The sequence below is a fragment of the Streptomyces sp. NPDC057010 genome (genome assembly GCF_042673805.1).
Classification (GTDB): Bacteria; Actinomycetota; Actinomycetes; order Streptomycetales; family Streptomycetaceae; genus Streptomyces.
On record NZ_JBHUSC010000049.1, the window covers coordinates 33958 to 54323 of the forward strand.

At 71.4% G+C, this 20366-nt stretch carries 17 protein-coding genes and 2 tRNA genes; 13 read left to right on the top strand and 6 right to left on the bottom strand.

The window, feature by feature from the left end; translation table 11 throughout:
- Window positions 1–25: 25 nt before the first annotated feature.
- Window positions 26–1354 (bottom strand): ABC1 kinase family protein, encoded by a 1329-nt coding sequence (locus ACFTXQ_RS29475; RefSeq protein ID WP_382646342.1) that lies wholly within the window; start codon window positions 1352–1354, stop codon window positions 26–28.
- A gap of 87 nt (window positions 1355–1441) precedes the next feature.
- A complete protein-coding gene (locus ACFTXQ_RS29480; RefSeq protein ID WP_382646383.1) occupies window positions 1442–2584 on the bottom strand; it encodes a ThiF family adenylyltransferase in 1143 nt (380 codons plus the stop codon).
- A gap of 161 nt (window positions 2585–2745) precedes the next feature.
- Here ACFTXQ_RS29480 and ACFTXQ_RS29485 point away from each other — a divergent pair, with 161 nt between their 5' ends.
- From ACFTXQ_RS29485 to ACFTXQ_RS29500, 4 genes are all read left to right on the top strand, one after another.
- A complete protein-coding gene (locus tag ACFTXQ_RS29485) occupies window positions 2746–3342 on the top strand; it encodes a M48 family metallopeptidase (RefSeq protein WP_382646344.1) in 597 nt (198 codons plus the stop codon).
- Between the two features lie 145 nt (window positions 3343–3487).
- The gene (locus ACFTXQ_RS29490; protein ID WP_382646347.1) at window positions 3488–5122 is read left to right on the top strand and encodes a TerD family protein; all 1635 of its coding nucleotides are present in this window, start codon (window positions 3488–3490) and stop codon (window positions 5120–5122) included.
- A 20-nt stretch (window positions 5123–5142) separates the two neighbouring features.
- Complete coding sequence (locus tag ACFTXQ_RS29495) at window positions 5143–5823, top strand: AIM24 family protein (RefSeq protein ID WP_382646386.1); 681 nt, start codon at window positions 5143–5145, stop codon at window positions 5821–5823.
- A 17-nt stretch (window positions 5824–5840) separates the two neighbouring features.
- Window positions 5841–6596 carry an AIM24 family protein gene (locus ACFTXQ_RS29500; RefSeq protein ID WP_382646349.1) on the top strand — a complete coding sequence of 252 codons (756 nt, stop codon included), beginning with the start codon at window positions 5841–5843 and terminating at the stop codon, window positions 6594–6596.
- Window positions 6597–6670: 74 nt separating this feature from the next.
- On the opposite strand, the gene ACFTXQ_RS29505 is transcribed toward ACFTXQ_RS29500, so the two are convergent.
- Entirely contained in the window at window positions 6671–7216 is a 546-nt protein-coding gene (locus ACFTXQ_RS29505) for an NUDIX hydrolase (RefSeq protein WP_382646351.1), read from the bottom strand.
- On the bottom strand, window positions 7213–8634 hold the full coding sequence (locus ACFTXQ_RS29510) for a zinc-dependent metalloprotease (protein ID WP_382646354.1): 1422 nt from the start codon (window positions 8632–8634) through the stop codon (window positions 7213–7215). Before ACFTXQ_RS29510 ends, ACFTXQ_RS29505 begins: the two co-directional genes overlap by 4 nt.
- Window positions 8635–8826: 192 nt before the next feature.
- Between ACFTXQ_RS29510 and ACFTXQ_RS29515 the strand changes: the two genes are divergently transcribed.
- The 4 genes from ACFTXQ_RS29515 (at window position 8827) to ACFTXQ_RS29530 (ending at window position 12237) form a co-directional block, all read left to right on the top strand.
- A complete protein-coding gene (locus tag ACFTXQ_RS29515) occupies window positions 8827–10005 on the top strand; it encodes an SDR family oxidoreductase (RefSeq protein ID WP_382646357.1) in 1179 nt (392 codons plus the stop codon).
- Window positions 10006–10202: 197 nt separating this feature from the next.
- Complete coding sequence (locus tag ACFTXQ_RS29520) at window positions 10203–10664, top strand: molybdenum cofactor biosynthesis protein MoaE (RefSeq protein WP_382646360.1); 462 nt, start codon at window positions 10203–10205, stop codon at window positions 10662–10664.
- Window positions 10665–10820: 156 nt separating this feature from the next.
- The gene (locus ACFTXQ_RS29525; protein WP_382646363.1) at window positions 10821–11012 is read left to right on the top strand and encodes a hypothetical protein; all 192 of its coding nucleotides are present in this window, start codon (window positions 10821–10823) and stop codon (window positions 11010–11012) included.
- Window positions 11013–11145: 133 nt separating this feature from the next.
- Window positions 11146–12237, top strand: coding sequence for a PDZ domain-containing protein (locus tag ACFTXQ_RS29530; protein WP_382646366.1), 1092 nt, complete (start codon window positions 11146–11148; stop codon window positions 12235–12237).
- A 30-nt stretch (window positions 12238–12267) separates the two neighbouring features.
- Here the strand turns inward: ACFTXQ_RS29530 and ACFTXQ_RS29535 are convergent, their stop codons facing one another.
- Entirely contained in the window at window positions 12268–12837 is a 570-nt protein-coding gene (locus tag ACFTXQ_RS29535; protein ID WP_382646369.1) for a PPA1309 family protein, read from the bottom strand.
- A 127-nt stretch (window positions 12838–12964) separates the two neighbouring features.
- Here ACFTXQ_RS29535 and ACFTXQ_RS29540 point away from each other — a divergent pair, with 127 nt between their 5' ends.
- The 4 genes from ACFTXQ_RS29540 to ACFTXQ_RS29555 all read left to right on the top strand — a co-directional run bounded on the left by ACFTXQ_RS29540 (window position 12965) and on the right by ACFTXQ_RS29555 (window position 18170).
- Window positions 12965–15850 carry a UPF0182 family protein gene (locus tag ACFTXQ_RS29540; protein WP_382646388.1) on the top strand — a complete coding sequence of 962 codons (2886 nt, stop codon included), beginning with the start codon at window positions 12965–12967 and terminating at the stop codon, window positions 15848–15850.
- A gap of 52 nt (window positions 15851–15902) precedes the next feature.
- A tRNA-Met gene (locus tag ACFTXQ_RS29545) sits at window positions 15903–15976 on the top strand.
- 192 nt (window positions 15977–16168) lie between these two features.
- Entirely contained in the window at window positions 16169–18025 is a 1857-nt protein-coding gene (locus tag ACFTXQ_RS29550; protein WP_382646372.1) for a sel1 repeat family protein, read from the top strand.
- 71 nt (window positions 18026–18096) lie between these two features.
- Window positions 18097–18170, top strand: a tRNA-Met gene (locus ACFTXQ_RS29555).
- 124 nt (window positions 18171–18294) lie between these two features.
- Here the strand turns inward: ACFTXQ_RS29555 and ACFTXQ_RS29560 are convergent.
- A complete protein-coding gene (locus ACFTXQ_RS29560; protein WP_382646375.1) occupies window positions 18295–18711 on the bottom strand; it encodes a Fur family transcriptional regulator in 417 nt (138 codons plus the stop codon).
- A gap of 130 nt (window positions 18712–18841) precedes the next feature.
- Here ACFTXQ_RS29560 and ACFTXQ_RS29565 point away from each other — a divergent pair, with 130 nt between their 5' ends.
- The gene (locus ACFTXQ_RS29565) at window positions 18842–20311 is read left to right on the top strand and encodes a catalase (RefSeq protein WP_382646377.1); all 1470 of its coding nucleotides are present in this window, start codon (window positions 18842–18844) and stop codon (window positions 20309–20311) included.
- The last annotated feature ends 55 nt before the right edge of the window (window positions 20312–20366 follow it).

A 20366-nucleotide genomic window follows, 5' to 3' on the forward strand; every position in this document is an offset into this window, starting at 1 on the left:
CCCCGCCCTCCTTCGCCCCGCGCCCTCACTCCGCGGTCGGGAACCCCGGCAGCCAGGAGTCCAGTTCGTCCCGCAGCCGCACGGTCGCGCCCAGCTGGCACAGCACGCCGATGGTGCTCAGCGTCACCCGGTGGATCAGCAGGTACGAGGGAGGCAGGTTGATCTGGCGCCCCAACTGGTGCGCGGGAGAGCGGGGATCGGCGATCCGCGCCGCCTGGCCGCGCAGCCACGGCCGGGTGAAGGTGAACTCCTCGGCCTCGGCGGGCTCGATGATCGGCTTCAGGTAGTCCAGCACCGCATCGGGGTCCAGATCGATGGACTCCTTCACGAACCCCTCGGCGCACAGGTGCCCGTAGACCCCCTCGGCATCGCCCTCCAGCGTCATGCGCAGCGACCGGCCGATGGGCTTGGGCCAGCCACCCGGCAGCCGGTCCACCGTGCCGAAGTCCAGCACCCCCAGCTGCATCCGGCCGTCCGGCCCCGATATCAGCCGGAAGTTGCCCGGGTGCGGATCCGCGTGCAGCAGCCCGGTCCGCGCCGGCCCGGAGAAGAGGAACCGGGCCAGCAGCTGTCCGGCACGGTCGCGCTCCTCCTGCGTGCCGTCGGCTATCACCTCCGACAGCGGGGTCCCCTCCATCCACTCGGTCACCAGCACCTGGTCACCCTGGTGCACGACATCCGGTACGACCACGTCCGCATCGCCCTCGAACGCGTCCGCGTGCGTCCGCTGGGCCTCGGCCTCCAGCTCGTAGTCGAGCTCCTCCGCGACCCGGTCGCGCAACTCCTTGATCAGCGGCTTGATTTCCATGCCGGGTATCAGCGGCCCCAACAGCCCGGCGAAGCGGCCCAGTTGTTTCAGGTCCGACAGCAGCGCCTCACCGGCCCCCGGGTACTGGACCTTGACGGCCACCTGCCGGCCGTCGTGCCACACGGCCCGGTGCACCTGCCCGATGGAGGCAGCCGCGGCCGGCTTGTCCTCGAACTCCTCGAAGAGGTCCCGCCAGTCCGCACCGAGCCGGTCGGCCAGCACCTGGTGCACCGTGGCCGCGGGCAGCGGCGGCGCCGCCTCCTGAAGCTTGGTCAGCGCCGCCCGGTAGGGCCCCGCGACCTCCTCGGGCAGCGCCGACTCGAAGACGGACAGGGCCTGCCCGAGCTTCATGGCACCGCCCTTCAGCTCCCCGAGCGTCCGGAACAGCTGCTCGGCGGTGCGGTTCTGGAGCTCCCGCGCCACGATCTCCGCGGACTTGCCCCCGATCCGCTTGCCCAGCCCCCACGTGGCCCGCCCCGCTATGCCGAGCGGCAGCGCGGCCAGCTTGACGGTACGGGTGACCGCCTTCCGGGGAAGATCAGACATACGCCCCTCCATTTCCCAGACAGCTGCGCCGCAAGCGGCGGTTCGGGCAGATTCGCCGGCCCTCGGACCTCAGACCCAAGCATCCTGTCATGGCCCTCCCGGGCGATCCGCTCCCGATCCTCCTCCCGACCGCTCCAGCGCCGCTGGACCTTCCGCACCCGCCCCGCACGGGCAGTGGGGGTGGGCGCGAACCGGGTCCGGCTCCCAGTGCAGGGCCGGAAGCGCGGCCTCCCACCGGGACGCGGTGGAAGCGGGCAGCTCGCCGTCGAGGAAGGACAGGGCGTGGGCCGCGGCCAGCCCGGCCACCGCGGTGGACAGCCCCAGATCGCAGGCGGCGCCGGCTCTTCGGCGGCGGGCCGAGCGCCACTGCACCAGCATCCGCGGCCAGGCCGGATCCCGGTCCACCCGCTCGCGCTCCATGCACCCCGCGCAGGCCGTCGTCCCGGGAAGGACCAGCGGCCCCACCAGCCCCGTGCCCTCCAGCACTCCCGCGTACAGGTGCGGGATGCCCGCGGCGATCCAGTCCGATGCGGTGTCCGGATCGGGGGCCCAGGCGTGCAGCCCTTCGCGCGGCGCGACCACCACCAGGGCCAGCCCGGGCTCCGGCCCCCCGCTCTCCCCGGCCCGCGGCGGGCGCCCCGGAGCGGCCTCGCGCACCAGCTTCCCCGCGGCCTCGGCCCGCAGCCGGCCCACGCTCGCGGGCCCCAGCCCGCCGGGGGCCACATCCGCCGGCTCCACCCGGCCGCCGTCGAGGACTTCGACCCCGCCCACGCCGGCCCCCGCCAGGACCGCGGCGATCAGCGCGCCGACGCGGCCGCTCCCGCGCACCTGCACCCGTATCGCCCGGCGCGCGGCGATGCCCCGCAAGTCCCCGCCCGGCGCCCGGTGGACCAGCGACAGCGAGCCCAGATCGGGCGCCAGCCGCTCCAGGGCCTCCGGCCGCTCGCGCACGGCCTGGGCCCGCGGGCCGCCCGCCGTGATGTCGTCGAGCAGCCCGGCCCCCGCCAGCCGCCTGACCAGTTCGTCGGCCCGGCCGTCCGGCAGCCCCATCCCCGAGGCCTCGGCCCGCAGCAGGTCCATCCCCCGCGTCCCGTCGATCCGGTCGATCAGCGCCCCCGTCGCCGTGTCGACGGGACCGACCACCACCGCGTGCGCCGGCGTCACCCCGAACTGCACCGTCTGCACATCCCGCCAGGCCCGGGCCAGCGCCGGCTTCACCTTCGGATACATGGTCATCCCCCCGCTTCCGGAATTCCTCCGCGTTCGTTCTCTGTTCCTCCGCAACAGTGCCCGTCCGCCGAAATCCGTGCAGAAATTTGTCCACAGGCGAGGGGTATTAGGCATATGAGATGAAGAAAAGGGGTGTTCCGTGTGCCCGCGGTGAATCGATCATGTTCGAACCCCGGACGGACGGGACTTCGACCACGCCTACCGGGTACCGTCGTGGCGTGTCCGCCGACCCACCGCAGCGCGCCGTAGAAGTCCGCCGGAGCGCGCGCCGCCGCAGGACCGTATCCGCCTACCGCGAGGGTGACCGTACGGTCGTCCTCATCCCTGCCCGGATGTCCGAGGCCGAGGAACAGCGCTGGGTGGGCGTCATGCTCGACAAACTGGCCGCCCAGGAGAGCAAGCGCACCCTCGGGGACGCGGAACTCACCGAGCGCGCCGAGCGTTTGTCCGGGCAGTACTTCAGCGGCCGCGCCTGCCCCCGCTCGGTCCGCTGGGTCACCAACCAGAACACCCGCTGGGGCTCCTGCACCCCCGCCGAGGGCAGCATCCGGCTCTCGCACCGCCTCCAGGGGATGCCGGAGTACGTCGTGGACTACGTGCTCCTGCACGAGCTGGCGCACCTCCTCGTCCCCGGCCACGGCCCCCGCTTCTGGCAGCTGCTGGAGGCCTACCCCCGCACCGAGCGGGCCCGCGGATACCTGGAGGGCGTGGTCGCCGCCGAGCGCCTCCCGAAGGTCCCCGCCGCGCGCGAGGAATAGCCGAATCCGCTCCCCACCCACCTCTGGCCCCACCCCCGTCGCGCACGGAGTATGTACCGGCTCGGTACCGACTTGGCCGGATGTCGGCAGGAGCCGTTAGCCTGAGCCGCACGCATTCAGTCGGGATGGGGGACGGTCGTTACGTATGACGAGGGAATTCCAACGCGGCCACAAGGCCAAGATCAGTGATCTGACCGCGGGCACCGACCTGTACGTGGGCGTGCAGATCTCCGCGCCCGGACTCACCTTCGACATCAGCTGTTTCGGGCTCGATGTGAACGAGCAGCTGTCGGACGACCGCTACTTCGTCTTCTTCAACCAGCCGAAGTCGCCCGAGGAGTCCATCCAGCAGCTCGGCGCCCAGGCGGGTGACACCGAATCATTCCGGGTGACCCTGGACCGGATTCCGGCGTCCATCCACAAGCTGTCCTTCACCGCCACCATCGACGGCGACGGACAGATGTCGCAGATCGGGCCCGGCTACATCCGGATCGTCGCGGGCGGCGAAGAGGTCGTCCGCTACGCGTTCACCGGCTCCGAGTTCACCACCGAGCGGGCCGTGATGCTCGGCGACTTCTACCTCAAGGACGTGTGGCGCTTCGCCGCCGTCGGCCAGGGCTTCGACGGCGGACTCGCCGCGCTGCTCAAGAACTTCGGCGGCGAGGTCGCCGAGGAGGAGCAGCCGCAGCAGCAGCCCGCGGCCCAGGCCGGTGCCGCGCCCGGGTTCGCCCCGCCGCCGCAGGCAGCCGCCCCGGCCCCGTCGTTCGGCGCCCCGGCCCCGGCCCCGGCCGCCCAGGCCCCGGCCCCCGCGCCGTCCTTCGGCGCGCCGCCCGTGCCCGCCCCGGCCCCGCAGCCGCAGGCCTACCCGCAGCACTCGGCGCCCACCATGGCCGCCCCGCTCGCCGCCCCGCCGGCCCCCGCGCCGTACGGGCAGCCGCAGCAGCCCTCGTACGGCCAGGTCCCCCCGCCCGCCCCGGCCCCCGCTCCGTACGGCCAGCAGCAGCCGGGCTACGGACAGCCCCCGGGCGTCCCGGGCCAGTTCCCCGGCCAGGCGCCCGGCCAGTTCCCCGGCCAGCAGCCCGCCCCCGGCTACGCCCCGCAGGCCGCCGCCCCCGCCGGTGCCGGCCTCGCCGCCGCCCTCCAGCCGTACAAGGAAGCCCCCACCGGCACCCGCTGGACCCCGCAGAACCAGCAGCTCATGCGCGTCGACCTGGCCATGGGCGGCCAGGCCGTCCTCGCCCGCCAGGGCAGCATGGTGCTCTACCAGGGCAAGGTCGACTTCAGCTACAAGGGCGCCGGCTTCGCCGGCCGCATCGTCGGCAACGCCACCGGCCAGGAGATGCAGCTCATGCGCTGCACCGGCCGCGGCCAGGTCTTCCTCGCCGAGAACGGCGCGCACCTGCACGCCATCGAGCTCCAGGGCGACGGCATCTGCGTCTCCGCCGAGGCCGTCCTCGCCTTCGACGAGTCCCTCCAGCACGAGGTCCGCCGCATCGAGGGCCACGGCATCCCCGGCGGCGCCCTGTTCACCATGCAGTTCCAGGGCACGGGCACGGTGATCGTCAAGACGCACGGCGTCCCGGTCGTCCTCCCCGTCACCCCGACCACCTTCGCGGACAGCAACGCCATCGTGGCGTGGTCCTCCGCCTCCCAGGTGATCCTGTCCAGCCAGGTCCGGCTCCGGCGCAACGCCTACCCCGGCCACAGCGGGGAAACCGTGAACCTCCAGTTCCGCGGCGCTCCCGGCAACTTCATCGTCGTCCAGCCGTACGAGGTCTGAGGGAGCCCGACATGAACGCAATGAACCAGCAGCTCGCGGGCTACGCCCCGACCCCCGTCACGGCCCGCATGGAGAACCACGGGCGGGCCATGCTCAAGGTCGCCATGCAGAGCGGGCAGGACCTCTTCGCCCGCACCGGCTCGATGGTCGCCTACGAGGGCTTCGTCCAGTACGAGCCCAACCCGCCGGCCGTCCGCCAGATGGCCTCGCAGTGGATCACCGGCGAAGGCGCACCGCTGATGAAGTGCACCGGCGACGGCCTGCTCTACCTCGCCGACTACGGCGCCGACGTCGTCGTCATCAACCTCAACAACGACTCGCTCTCGGTCAACGGCACCAACCTGCTCGCCTTCGACGCCCACCTCCAGTGGGGCGTCGAACGGGTCAAGGGCCTCGCCAAGTTCGCCGGCCAGGGCCTGTTCAACGTGCAGGTCGCGGGCACCGGCTGGGTCGCCCTCACCTCCCGCGGCACCCCGATCGTCGTCGACTGCGGCCGCGGCGAGGACGAGACGTACGTCGACCCGGACGCGCTCGTCGCCTGGTCCCCGAACCTCAAGGTCAAGGGGAAGCGCAGCTTCAAGGCCTCGTCGCTGGTCGGCCGGGGCAGCGGGGAGGCCTACCAGATGGCCTTCTCCGGCCAGGGCATCGTCGTCGTACAGCCCAGCGAGGACAGCACCGACCGGCTCCGGGTCCGGGGCTGAGGGGGAGCGGGAACATCATGCAGAGCTCACTTTTCGCCCACACCGAGGCGCAGTCCCAGGAGCGGTACGCGATCCAGAACCCGCAGCTGCTGCGGGTCTCGCTGACCGGCTCGGACGACGTACTCGCCCGCAAGGGCGCCATGGTCGCCTACCAGGGACTCATCGACTTCGACGGCGAGTACCAGACCTCCAACCAGCGCCGCGCCCGCGCCCGCACCGGCGAGGGCCTGGACCTCATGCGCTGCTCCGGACAGGGCACGGTCTACCTGGCCAACCTGGCCCAGTACGTCCACGTCGTGGATGTGGACCAGGACGGCCTCACGGTCGACAGCAGCTACGTCCTGGCCCTGGACTCCACCCTGCACACCGAGGTCATCGCGGTGGACAGCCAGTACGGGATCTCGGGCTCCGGCAAGTACCAGCTCAACATCAGCGGCCGCGGCAAGGTCGCGCTGATGACCTCCGGGCAGCCGCTGATGATGCACGTCACGCCCGACAAGTACGTCAACGTCGACGCGGACGCCATCGTCGCCTGGTCCACCTCCCTCCGGGTGCAGATGCAGGCCCAGACGCACTCCAGCGGGGTGTGGCGGCGGCGCGGCAACACCGGTGAGGGCTGGGAGCTGAGCTTCCTCGGCACCGGCATCGCGCTGGTGCAGCCCAGCGAGGTGCTGCCGCCGCAGAACGCCCAGCTCGGCCAGGGCGTCGCCGCGCAGTTCGGCATGGGCCAGCACGGCTCGCACGCGCAGAACCAGAACAACGCCTGGAACTAGCCGTTGCGGCAGGTGTGACGGTACGCCGAAGGGGCGGTCCCGAGGAGGGACCGCCCCTTCGCCACGTCACGCCCTTACGCCGGCACGCCCTCGGCCGCGAGCCGCGCCAGGGTCGCCTCCATCAGGCGCACGACCGAGGTGTCGGCCACCGCCGCCACCTCCTCGTACGGGAACCAGCGCAGGTCCAGGGACTCCTCGCTGATCTCCGCCTCCGCACCGGCCGGGGCCAGCGCCGCGTACTGCACGTCCAGGTGCCAGTTGCAGGGCGCCGGGATCGGATGCCGGTCCAGGCGCACCGGGCCGCCCGCCAGCAGCGTCAGCCCGGAGGCGATGCCCGACTCCTCGCGGGCCTCGCGCAGCGCCACCTCAGCCAGCGTCGCGTCGCCGGACTCGCAGTGGCCGCCCATCTGCAGCCACATCCCGAGCTTCTTGTGCAGGGTCAGCAGTACGCGCTCCCGCGCCGGGTCGATCACCAGCGCGCTGCCCGTGACGTGCCCGGCCTGGCAGGGCTTGTAGACCCCGTCCGGGTGGGCCGCCAGGTGTTCCAGGTAGAGGTCGCGCAGCTCCGGCTGGTCCTCGTAGGTCTTCAGTACGAGGACCGCGTCTTCGTGGAGGCTCACTTCTTCTCGTCGCCGTTCTCGTCACGCTTCTCGTCACGCTTCTCGGCGGCCTCGCCGAGCATCTTGTCGATCTCCGAGAAGTCCAGCTGCTCGTGGTGGACGAAGCCGTCCGGGTCGTCCAGGTCGGAGGCGGTCGGCAGCATGTCCGGGTGCTCCCACAGGGCGTCGCGCCCGTCGACCCCGCGCGCGTCGGTGAGCGAGGCCCACAGCCGCGAGGCGTCCCGCAGCCGGCGCGGCCGCAGCTCCAGCCCGATCAGCGTCGCGAAGGTCTGCTCGGCCGGACCGCCCGAGGCGCGCCGCCGGCGCATGGTCTCGCGCATGGCGTCCGCCGAGGTCAGCCGCGGCTTGGCCGCCTCGTGCACGACCGCGTCCACCCAGCCCTCGACCAGCGCGAGCGCCGTCTCCAGACGGGCCAGCGCGGCCTTCTGCTCCGGGGTGTCCTGCGGCTGGAACATGCCGCCCTGGAGCGCCTCCTGGAGCTGCTCCGGATTCGACGGGTCCAGCTGGCCGACCACGTCCTCCAGCTTCGAGGTGTCGACCTTGATGCCGCGGGCGTAGCCCTCGACCGCGCCGAACAGGTGCGAGCGCAGCCACGGCACGTGCGCGAAGAGCCGGGCGTGCGCCGCCTCGCGCAGGGCCAGGTACAGCCGCACCTCCTCCGGGGGCACGCTCAGGTCCTTGCCGAAGGCCGCGATGTTCAGCGGCAGCAGCGCGGCCTTGCCGGCGGGCCCGAGCGGCAGGCCGATGTCGGTGGAGCCGACGACCTCACCCGCGAGCACGCCCACGGCCTGGCCGATCTGCTGCCCGAACATGGCCCCGCCCATGGAGCGCATCATCCCGAGCAGCGGGCCCGCCATGGCCTGCATCTCCTCGGGCAGCACGCTGCCCATGGCCGCGCCGACCCGCTCGGCGACCGGGTCCACGAGCTCCTTCCACACCGGCAGGGTCGCCTCGACCCACTCGGCGCGGCTCCACGCCACGGCCGTGCCCGCGCCCGAGGGCAGCGAGGTCACGCCGTCCAGCCACAGGTCCGCCAGCCGCACGGCCTCCTCGACCGCGGACTTCTCGGCGACGCCGACGCTGGTGTCCTTCACCCCGTCCGCCGTGCCCTGCGCGACGGTCTGGCGGGCGATGTCCTTGGCCATGTCCCAGTTCACGGGACCGCCCTCGTAGCTGAGCATCTGCCCGAGCTGCTGGAAGGCCGCACCGAGGTCGTTCGGGTTCATCGAGCCGAACATCGCGGCGAACGGATTCTCCGCGCCGCCGGGACCGCCCGCGCCGCCCGGCAGACCCATGCCGGGGAACCCGAACGGATTCGCCGGGCCGCCCTGGCCGCCCTGATTGCCCTTCTTCTTGCCCTCGTCGCCGTTGTCCGGCTCCTCCGGCGGAAGGCCGAATCCGAATGGGGTGTCGCTCACGGGTTTCCTCGGCTCGTAGGGCCGCCGGCGGGAGCCGGCGGGCGATGGTCCGACAACACACCAAGCGTAGACACCCGACCCCGCTTACGGGCTCGGTGCTCCGCCGACTCCTGGGCTGCGGCAGGATGGACATCACCTGGTAGGTACGCGTCACGGCGCGTCCCCACTGAAGACAACCGCTGGAGACGCCCGGTGAGTTCCCCAGATCCGCATCTTTCGGATGAGCGCAGCACGCCGCACGACGCCGAAAACCGCCCCGAGCACGGTGACGGCGCCCCAGGCGTTCGCCAGCCGCGAAACCCGGCCGTGGCCCGCCGCAACAGCCCCGTGATCGCCGTGACCGGCGCCGCGACGGGGGTGGGCGCGGCCCTGGTGAGCCGCCTGGCCGCCTCCGACGAGGTCAAGCAGGTCGTGGCGATCGACGAGCGGCGCGGGGAGTGCGCGGAGGCGCAGTGGCACGTCCTGGACGTACGGGACCCCGCGATCGCCGAGAAGCTGCGCGGTGCGGACGTGGTCGTCCACCTGGCACTGGACCTCGATCTGGAGACCGACCCGGCGGCCCGTACGGCGTACAACGTGCGCGGGACGCAGACCGTGCTCACCGCCGCCGCGGCGGCCGGGGTGCACCGGGTCGTGCTGTGCACCTCCGCGATGGTCTACGGGGCCCTGCCCGACAACGACATCCCGCTCTCGGAGGACTCCGAGCTGCGGGCCACGGCGGAGGCAACCGGTGTCGGGGACCTGCTGGAGATCGAACGGCTGGGGCGTCGGGCGCCGCGGGCGCACCCCGGTCTGAACGTCACGGTGATCCGCCCGGCGATCCTGGTCGGCGGCACGGACACCGCCCTGACCCGGTACTTCGAGTCCCCGCGGCTGCTCGTGGTGGCCGGATCCCGGCCGACGTGGCAGTTCTGCCACGTCGAGGACCTGGTCAGCGCGCTGGAGTACGCGGCCCTGGAGAAGGTCGAGGGCGAGCTCGCGGTGGGCTGCGAGGGGTGGCTGGAGCAGGAGGAGGTGGAGGAGCTGAGCGGAATCCGCCGCATGGAACTCCCCTCGGCAGTGGCCCTGGGCGCGGCGGCCCGGCTGCACCGGATCGGCCTGACGCCGTCTCCCGCCGGGGACCTCGCGTACACGATGCACCCGTGGGTGGTCAGCGTGAGCGGGCTGCACGCGGCGGGGTGGCGGCCACGCTGGACCAATGAGGAGGTGCTGGCCGAGCTGCTGCAGGAGGTGGCGGGGCGGCACACCGTCGCCGGCCGGCGGCTGGGCCGCAAGGACGCCGCGACCGCCGCGGGCGCCGCCGGTGCCACGGTGGCCCTGCTGGGCGCCGCCGCCGCGGTCCGGCGGGCCCGCCGCCGGCGCGGGCTGTAGCGGCGCGGCTGCGCCCGGGCTCCCGGGGCTCCGCCCCGGACCCCGCGCCTCGACCGCCGGCGAGGCTGGATTCGGCCCCGCCCGGGCCTTCGGGTGCGACCACACGATCGGGGCTGGATTTTGCTCCCAAGGGTGGTGGCCCGGCCCGGGCGAAACTGCTATTCCGCCGGGTCGGCGGCTAGGGCACGATGGACGGTATGGCACCGCACTTCGATCACCCCGGCGAGCAGGCCGCTTCGGACCCGATCCGGCTGCTCGCGATCCGCGAGACCCCGCTTTCGATCGACGAGGTCTTCAAGGCCGTCGGCGACGATGCGACGGGCGGTACGACGCTCTTCGTCGGAACGGTGCGCAATCACGACAGCGGGGCGGACGTCGATTCGCTCGGCTACTCCTGCCACCCGACGGCCGAGGCCGAGATGCGCCGGGTCGCCGAGCGCGTCGTGGCGAAGTACCCGGTCCGTGCCCTGGCCGCCGTGCACCGCGTGGGCGACCTCTCCGTCGGCGACCTGGCGGTCGTCGTCGCCGTGTCCTGCCCGCACCGCGGCGAGGCCTTCGACGCCTGCCGGATGCTGATCGACGACCTCAAGCACGAGGTCCCGATCTGGAAGCACCAAACGTTCTCGGACGGCACGGAGGAGTGGGTCGGCGCCTGCTGAGGCGTGGCGGACCCCGCCTGTGGGGGCACCCCCGCAAGGGGGTAGCCTCGCACCCGTTCGGCCGCGCAACACGCCCTCGATTTGCGTAACCCCTTCCCGGGCACCAGCGTTGAAGCCACAACGAAACGTACGCATTCGGGGTAGGGAGGCAGGCCCATGGCGTCTCTGGCGTGGTTGCTGATTCCGCTGTTCGCCGCGATCGGCGCGGGGATATGGGGCAGCTGGGCGGCACGCGACCGCACGCAAGGCGACATATCCGAGCTGGCCGGATACGCGCGATTCCGTGAAGTGATGGACAAGGCCGACAAGGCGAAAGCGGGGGCCCACTCCGGTTCCGACGCCGTCTGAGCGTCCCGTGAGTCCGAGCGTCCCGCGAAAAGGGCCGAGGCCCGTCTGAGACCCGCCTGAGAGTTTCGCCCGCGGGCCCGTACGGACCGGCCCCGGGGGCCGCCCGTCAGGGCCGTCCCGTACTGTCGGATCCATGCCACGCCGCACCGCGACGATGCTCGCCTCCACCCTCGTGCTGTTCGCGCTGCTCTGCGCAGGCGTCTTCATCAAGGTCCCGTACTCGGAGATGAGCCCGGGCCCCACCGTGAACACCCTCGGGGACTCGCACGGCGAGCCCGTCCTCAACATCTCGGGGCGCAAGACGTACCCCACCAGCGGTCATCTCAACATGACGACGGTCCGCGTCACGGGCGCGGACTACGACATGAACCTGCTGGAGGCGGTGTACGGGTGGCTGGCCGACGACAACATCGTCGTGCCGCACGAGAACCTCTACCCGGACGGCAAGACGGAAGAGCAGTCCACCCAGGAGAACGCCGAGGAGTTCAGCCAGTCCCAGCAGAGCGCCAAGGTGGCCGCCCTCAAGCAGCTCGGCATCCCGGTCACCGCCCGCGTGATCGTCGCCTCCGTCGTCAAGGCGAGCCCCGCGGACGGCAAACTGCACGCCGGTGACGTGCTCAAGGCCGTGGACGGCACGCCCGTCACCGCTCCCGAGGACGTGGCCAAGCTCGTCACCAAGCACAAGCCCGGCGAGCCGGTCGAGTTCACCATCGTGCCCGCCGCCGAGGCGGCCGAGGCCGCGAAGGCGAACCGCGAGCCCACCGCCACCACCAAGGTCACGATCACCGCGGGCAAGGCGGAGACCGACGGTCACGCCATCGTCGGCATCCGGGCCGGCACCGACCACACCTTCCCGTTCACGATCGACATCAAGCTCGCCGACGTGGGCGGCCCCAGCGCCGGCCTGATGTTCGCCCTCGGCATCGTCGACAAGCTCACCCCCGGGGACCTGACCGGGGGCAAGTTCGTCGCGGGCACCGGCACCATCGACGACGCCGGCAAGGTCGGCCCGATCGGCGGCATCCAGATGAAGACCATCGGCGCCCGCAAGGCCGGCGCCGAGTACTTCCTGACGCCCGCCGAGAACTGCGCCTCCGCCGCCAAGAACGTGCCCGACGGCCTGACCCTGGTGAAGGTCTCCACCATCGACGACGCCACGAAGGCCCTGGAGAAGATCAGCAAGGGGGACACGGCCGGGCTGCCGCAGTGCGGCGCCAAGCCCTGACCGGCCCCCCGGCCCCTGCCGCCGCCGTCGCTACGAGAAGGTCGCGGCCAGCGCCTCGGCCAGCCCCGGCACCAGGTTCCCGCCGGTGAGGACCTCCGTCGAGGAGTCCTTCTCGCGCAGCCGTACGGCGGACTCGCGCGAGCCGTCGCGCAGGACGGCCACGGTCAGCCGGACCTCCTGCCGCTCCGGGTGCCCGGCCACCCACTTCGCCAGCTGCTTGTCGCTCAGCCCCTCCGGTACGGAGGCCTCCGCGGACGGCGGCAGCATCAGCCGCTCCACCGTCAGCGCGCAGCCGACGACGGCGTCGGGCCAGGCGATGGTGCCCAGGAACTTGTCGAGCGGGGTCCCGGAGGGGACCTCGTCCTGCTCGATCGGCGTGAGGGAGGCCTGGCCGGCGTCGTCCTGGTCGAGGCCGAGCTGGCTCGCCAGCCGCGGTTCCTGCTTCTTGAGCCGGGCGGTGTCGACAAGCGCGAACAGCCGCGCGGGCTTGTCCCAGCCGAGGCCGGCCGCGTACTCGTCGATCTCGAGGCAGGCACGGGTCAGCGGGCTGGCCGCCATCGGCGTGCCGGGGGAGGGGGAGAGGTTGGACATGGACAACATCCTGCCTCCTTTACCCCGGATACCGGGAACTGACTAAAGCCTCAGTAAGTTGCATGAGTGGGCTCTACGATCAGGGCCCGTTCATCACCAGACAGCGACTTTCGAGGTGCGCACCTTGGCTTTCCAGATGCCGGACCGCGGCGGAGGCCCTTCCGGGCCACGGATGAGAGTCGGCCGCCCCTCCCGGCGAGCCCGCACTCTCCTCATGACCCTGGGCGTGCTGGCCGTCCTGGCCATGCTCTTCATCATGTTCGCGGGCTTCTGGACGGACTGGCTCTGGTTCCGCTCCGTGAAGTACTCCGGCGTCTTCACCACCACCCTGTGGACCAAGATCGGCCTCTTCGCCGTCTTCGGCCTGCTGATGGCCGGTGCCGTGGGCCTCAACATCTGGCTGGCGCACCGGCTGCGGCCGCCGCTGAGCGCGATGTCGATGGAGCAGCAGAGCCTCGACCGCTACCGGATGAGCGTCGCCCCGTACAAGAAGTGGCTGCTCCTGGGCATCTCCGTGCTCGTCGGCCTGATCGCGGGCGCTTCGGCGGCGGGCCAGTGGAAGACCTGGCTGATGTACGTGAACGGGGTGTCCTTCGGGCAGAAGGACCCCGAGTTCCACCTGGACGTGTCGTTCTACACCTTCGACCTGCCCTGGTACCGCTTCCTGCTCGGCTTCGGCTTCGCCGCGGTCGTGCTGTCGGTGATCGCCGCCGCCGTCGTGCACTACCTGTACGGCGGACTGCGCGTGACCAGCCCGGGCGCCCGGGCCACCGCCGCGGCGACCGGGCACCTGTCGGTACTGCTCGGCCTGTTCGTCACCCTCAAGGCCGTCGCGTACTGGCTCGACCGGTACGGGCTCGCCGTGAAGTCCAGCGACTTCAAGGCCTCGGACAACTGGACCGGCCTGCGCTACGTCGACGCGAACGCGTACCTCCCGGCGAAGACGATCCTCGTCGCCATCGCCGCGATCTGCGCCCTGCTGTTCTTCGCGACGCTGTGGCGCCGCACCTGGCAGCTGCCCGTCATCGGCTTCGGCCTGATGGTGCTCTCGGCGATCCTCATCGGCGGGCTCTACCCGGCGATCGTGCAGAAGTTCCAGGTCCAGCCGAACGAGCAGGCCAAGGAATCGCCGTACGTCGAGAAGAACATCAAGGCGACGCGCGACGCGTACGGGATCGCCGGGACCGACGTGAAGGACTACGCGGGCATCCCGGACCCCAAGGCGGACAAGAACCAGCTGCGGCAGGCGGCCGGCTCCAACGCCAGCATCCGGCTCCTGGACCCGAACATCGTCTCGCCGGCCTTCCAGCAGCTCCAGCAGGTCAAGGGCTACTACGCCTTCCCGTCCACGCTCGCCGTGGACCGGTACAGCGGCCAGGACACGGTCATCGGCCTGCGCGAGCTGAACATCGGCGGCATCCCCAAGAACAACTGGATCAACGACCACTTCCGCTACACGCACGGCTACGGCGTGGTCGCCGCCAAGGGAACCACCGCCACCGATCAGGGCGCCCCCGACTTCACCCAGTCCGACCTGCCCTCCAAGGGCATGTTCGGAACGGACTTCGAGCAGCGCGTCTACTACGGCGAGCAGACGAAGCAGTACTCGATCGTCGGCGGCCCGCAGAAGGAGCTCGACTACTCGGACGACAAGGGCGAGAAGGAGACGAGCTACAAGGGCGACTCCGGCGTCAACCTCGACAACCCGATCAACCGGGCGGCGTACGCGCTCACCTTCTCCGAGCCGCAGATCCTGTACTCCGGGGCGATCGGCGACGGCTCGCGGATCCTCTACAACCGCACGCCCAAGGAGCGCGTCGAGGCCGTCGCGCCGTGGCTGACCATCGACGGCGCGCCGTACCCGGCGGTCGTGGACGGCCGGATCAAGTGGATCGTCGACGCGTACACGACGACCAACGGCTACCCCTACGCCTCGCGCACCACGCTGGGCCAGAGCACCGCGGACTCGCTGACCAACAGCCAGCGCGCGGTGGTGGCCCAGGAGAACCAGGTCAACTACATCCGCAACTCGGTGAAGGCCACCGTCGACGCGTACGACGGCACGGTCGACCTGTACCAGTGGGACACCCAGGACCCGGTCCTGAAGACCTGGATGAAGGCGTTCCCGGGAACGGTGAAGCCCAAGAGCGAGATCTCCAAGCCGCTCATGGACCACATGCGCTACCCGCAGGACCTCTTCAAGGTCCAGCGCGAGCTGCTGACCCGCTACCACGTCACCGACCCGCAGACCTTCCTCTCCGGTTCGGAGGCCTGGGCTGTCCCGGACGACCCGACGACCAAGGCGGGTACGGCGGTTCCGCCGTACTACCTGTCGATGAAGATGCCGGAGCAGAAGGAGAAGGACCAGGTCTTCTCGCTCACGACGACCTTCACGCCGAACGGCCGGGACAACCTGAGCGCCTTCATGGCCGTCAACGCCGATCCGGGCACCCCGGACTACGGCAAGATCCGGATCCTGAAGCTGCCCACCAGCCGTCCGGTGGACGGTCCCAAGCAGGTGCAGAGCAAGTTCAACTCCGAACCCAAGATCGCCGAGTCGATCCGCCTGCTGCGCGGCGGTGACTCCGAGGTCGAGTACGGAAACCTGCTCTCGGTGCCGCTGGCCGACGGCATGCTCTACGTGGAGCCCGTGTACGTGCGCAGTTCGGGGCTCAAGTACCCGCTGCTGCGCAAGGTGCTCGTGACCTACGGCGGCCAGACCGCCTTCGAGGACACGCTGGAGAAGGCGCTGAACGTGGTCTTCGGGGCCGAGGCGCCGACCACGCCCGTACCGCCGGCCCAGCCGCCGGGCGAAGGCACCACCACGCCGCCGCCCGTCAGTCAGGACCCGACGGTCAAGGCGGCGCTCGCCGACGCGCAGAAGGCCGTGGAGGACGCGGAGAAGGCCCGGCAGGCCGGTGACTGGGCGGCCTTCGGCAAGGCCCAGGAGGAGATCAAGGCGGCGCTGAAGCGGGCGATCGACGCTGAGGCGAAGCCGACGGCGCCCAAGCCGGCCGGCTAGTGCGATATCGGTAATGGCTCCGTCCCGCGTCGTGATACGGTGGTTTCACCGACGCGGGGTGGAGCAGCTCGGTAGCTCGCTGGGCTCATAACCCAGAGGTCGCAGGTTCAAATCCTGTCCCCGCTACTGAAGATGAAGGCCCGGATCCATGGGATCCGGGCCTTCGTCATGTCCGGGGCGGACACGCGGTAGCCGGGACGGGTGAGTTGGGGCAGGAGCGTGTTTGACTTGACGCACTATGGGCATGTCGACAAAACGCTGTAGTGACCTCACTGGCTGCGACATACCAGGTGTACGCGGGTAGCAGGTGATGCGACGATGGGATTTATGGGGGACAGGTCAACTCTGCTGGAGACAGGGCGGTTTGCGAGGGCTGAAGCCGAGCCGGGTACGGGAGCCGGTGCGCCGGCTCATGCTGACAACGCGCAGACCGCACTGACCGATGCGGATCTCGTGGAGGACATGTTCGCCGAGACCGACGCGGCGAGCGACGCCGAGCTGGAGGCACGACACCGGGTGGCCGCCGACAAGGGCGACCCCGGCGCCATGAGCGTGCTCGGAGCGCTGCTGCTGCGCCGCGGCGACCTCGACGGCGCCGAGCCGTACCTGCGCAACGCCACCGGCGAAGGGGACCGCGCCGCCGCGAACAACCTGGGCGTGCTCCTGCACCAGCGGGGCTACCCCGAGGAGGCCGCCGGCTGGTGGCGGGTCGCCGCCGTCGCCGGATCCGCCCCCGCCGCGCACGCCCTGGGCCGCCACTTCCGCGAGCGCGGGGACGAGCCGGCCGCCGAGTACTGGCTGCGCCAGGCGGCGGAGTCCGGCCACGCCCTGGGTGCCTACGGACTGGCCGACCTGCTGGAGCACCGCGGGGACAGGGGAGTCGAGCGGTGGTTCCGGGCCGCGGCCGAGCAGGGGCACCGCGAAGCCGCGTACCGGCTGGCCAGGCACCTGAGGAAGGGCGACCCGGCCGAGGCCGAGCAGTGGTACCGGCAGGCCGCCGCGCGCGGCCACCGGCGCGCCGCGCTGCACCTGGGCGCGCTGCTGGAGGCCCGCGGGGAGCTCAAGGAGGCCGGGCGCTGGTACCTGACCTCCGCCAAGCAGGGGGAGGCCCGGGCGGCCTGCGCCCTCGGCTTCCTGCTGCGCGACGCCGGCGACGAGGACAGCGCGGCCGCGTGGTGGCACCGGGCCGCCCAGGACGGCGACGGCAACGCCGCGAACGCGCTGGGCGCGCTGCACGCCGCCCGGGGCGAGACCCAGACCGCGGAGCGCTGGTACCGCACCGCCATGGACGCGGGCGACCAGAACGGGGCGTACAACCTTGCTTTGCTGTGCGTCGCACAGGACCGGACCGCGCAGGCCGAGCAGTGGTACCGGCGGGCGGCCTACGCGGGACACCGCGAGGCGGCCAACGCGCTGGCCATCCTGCTCCTCCAGGGCGGGGACGCGGCGGGCGCCGAGCCGTGGTTCTCGAAGGCCGCGGAGGCGGGCAGCGTGGACGCCGCCTTCAACCTCGGGATCCTCTTCGCCAGCCGGGACGAGGACCGCACCGCGCTGAAGTGGTACGAGCGGGCCGCGTCCGCGGGGCACACCGACGCCGCGCTCCAGGTCGGCATCGCGCTGGTCCGGGACGGCGAGGAGCGGGCCGCCGAGCGGCACCTGCGGTGCGCGGCCGGCGGCGGCAGTGCGGAGGCGGCCTTCCGGCTGGCCGCGCTGCTGGAGTCGCTGGCGCCGCCCCCGGAGCCGGTGGCGCTGGGCGAGCCGGTGGGCGGGGCGCCGCGGACCGAGAGCGAGGAGTGGTACGAGCGGGCCGCCGAGCTGGGGCACCGGCGCGCCCAGGTGCGGGTCGGCATGCTGGCCGCCGCCCGGGGCGAGATGGCGGCCGCGGCGCGGTGGTACCGGGAGGCGGCCGAGGCCGGGTCCCGGAACGGGGCCTTCAACCTGGGACTGCTGCTGGCGCGGGAGGGCAGCGAGCCGGAGGCCGCGCTGTGGTGGACGCGGGCGGCGGTGGCGGGGCACGGGCGGGCCGCGCTGCGGCTGGGACTGCTGGCCGCTCGCCACGGTGACCTGGCGGAAGGGCAGAAGTGGTGCGTCCGGGCCATGGAGTTGGGCCCGGAGGAGGTCTCGGAGCGGGCGGCCCGGCTCCGCGAGGCCCTCGCGGAGGAGCTCTCGGCCTGAGCTTCCCGGCGGGGCCGGATTTAAGCGATTTGCATCTGCTGGGGGGCCTCACGTAAAGTCGTGTTTACCGACGCGGGGTGGAGCAGCTCGGTAGCTCGCTGGGCTCATAACCCAGAGGTCGCAGGTTCAAATCCTGTCCCCGCTACTGAAGCCCGAAGGCCCGGATCCCATGGATCCGGGCCTTCGGTCGTTTCCGGTGGCGGATGGCACACACGACATGAAGAAGGGCCCGGGGGCGCTGCCCCCGGGCCCTTCTCCTTCGTCTTCTGCTAGGCGGCCGCGCAGTTCGGGCAGATGCCGCGGTAGGTCACCTCGACCGCCGACACCACGAAGCCGAAGCGTTCCGCGTCCGGCAGGTCGGTCAGCGGGTTGCCCGCCGGGTGGACGTCGCGGATCGCGCCGCACTGGGCGCAGACCAGGTGCTGGTGGGGGCGGTGGGCGTTCGGGTCGTACCGCTTGGCGCGGCGGTCCGTGGAGACCTCCAGCACCTCGCCGAGGGTGACGAGCTCACCCAGCGTGTTGTAGACGGTCGCGCGCGAGATCTCGGGCAGCTTGGCCACGGCGCGCGCGTGCACCTCGTCGGCCGTCAGGTGCACGTGGTCACCGTCGAGCACCTCGGCCACGACACGCCGCTGTGCCGTCATGCGCCAGCCGCGTCCGCGAAGTCGTTCCAGCAGGTCACTCATAGACATCAGCCTAACAGTGAGGGGATCAGGTGTAACTCCCGAACCCGTGCGGACTTGGATGCTTACTTGACTTAGACAAAGTCCATCGTAGGATCGGGTTGGGCAAACGCCAAGGACAGGACATGCAGGTATGACGCAGGAGGCGCACGTGACGCAGGGACCGCTCACCACGGAGGCCGGGGCTCCGGTCGCCGACAACCAGAACAGCGAGACGGCCGGCGTCGGCGGCCCCGTTCTGGTCCAGGACCAGCTCCTGCTGGAGAAGCTCGCGCACTTCAACCGCGAGCGCATCCCGGAGCGCGTGGTGCACGCCCGCGGCGCCGGCGCGTACGGCACCTTCACGCTGACCCGCGACGTCTCGCAGTGGACCCGCGCCAAGTTCCTCTCCGAGGTCGGCAAGCAGACCGCGACCTTCCTGCGCTTCTCCACCGTCGCCGGCAACCTCGGCTCGGCCGACGCCGTCCGCGACCCGCGCGGCTGGGCGCTGAAGTTCTACACCGAAGAGGGCAACTACGACCTCGTCGGCAACAACACCCCGGTGTTCTTCATCAAGGACGCCATCAAGTTCCCCGACTTCATCCACACCCAGAAGCGCGACCCCTACACCGGCTCGCAGGAGGCGGACAACGTCTGGGACTTCTGGGGTCTGTCGCCCGAGTCCACCCACCAGGTGACCTGGCTGTTCGGTGACCGCGGCATCCCGGCGACCTACCGCCACATGAACGGTTACGGCTCGCACACGTTCCAGTGGAACAACGAAGCCGGCGAGGTCTTCTGGGTCAAGTACCACTTCAAGACCGACCAGGGCATCAAGAACCTCACCCAGGCCGAGGCCAACCAGCTCGCCGGCGAGGACCCGGACAGCCACCAGCGCGACCTGCGCGAGGCCATCGAGCGCGGCGACTTCCCGACCTGGACCGTGCAGGTCCAGATCATGCCGGCGGCCGAGGCGGCCGAGTACCGCTTCAACCCGTTCGACCTCACCAAGGTGTGGCCGCACGAGGACTACCCGCCGATCGAGATCGGCAAGCTGGAGCTCAACCGCAACCCGGAGAACGTCTTCGCCGAGGTCGAGCAGTCGATCTTCTCCCCGGCGCACTTCGTCCCCGGCATCGGTCCGTCCCCGGACAAGATGCTCCAGGGCCGTCTCTTCGGCTACGGCGACGCCCACCGCTACCGCGTCGGCATCAACGCCGACCACCTGCCGGTGAACCGCCCGCACGCCACCGAGGCGCGCACCAACTCCCGTGACGGCTACCTGTACGACGGCCGCCACAAGGGTGCGAAGAACTACGAGCCGAACTCCTTCGGCGGCCCGCACCAGACCGACCGCCCGCTGTGGCAGCCGATCGACGTCACCGGTGGCACCGGCAACCACGCCGCCGCCGTGCACAGCGAGGACAACGACTTCGTCCAGGCGGGCAACCTGTACCGCCTGTACTCCGAGGACGAGAAGTCCCGTCTGATCGAGAACCTGTCCGGCTTCATCGCCAAGGTCTCCCGCGACGACATCGTCGAGCGTGCGATCGACAACTTCCGCAAGGCGGACGGCGACTTCGGCAAGCGGCTCGAAGCCGCGGTCCAGGCCCTTCGCGGCTGATACGGATCGCTTGCCGTGGCAAGCGGCGGGCCGGAACCCTCCCGGAGGGTTCCGG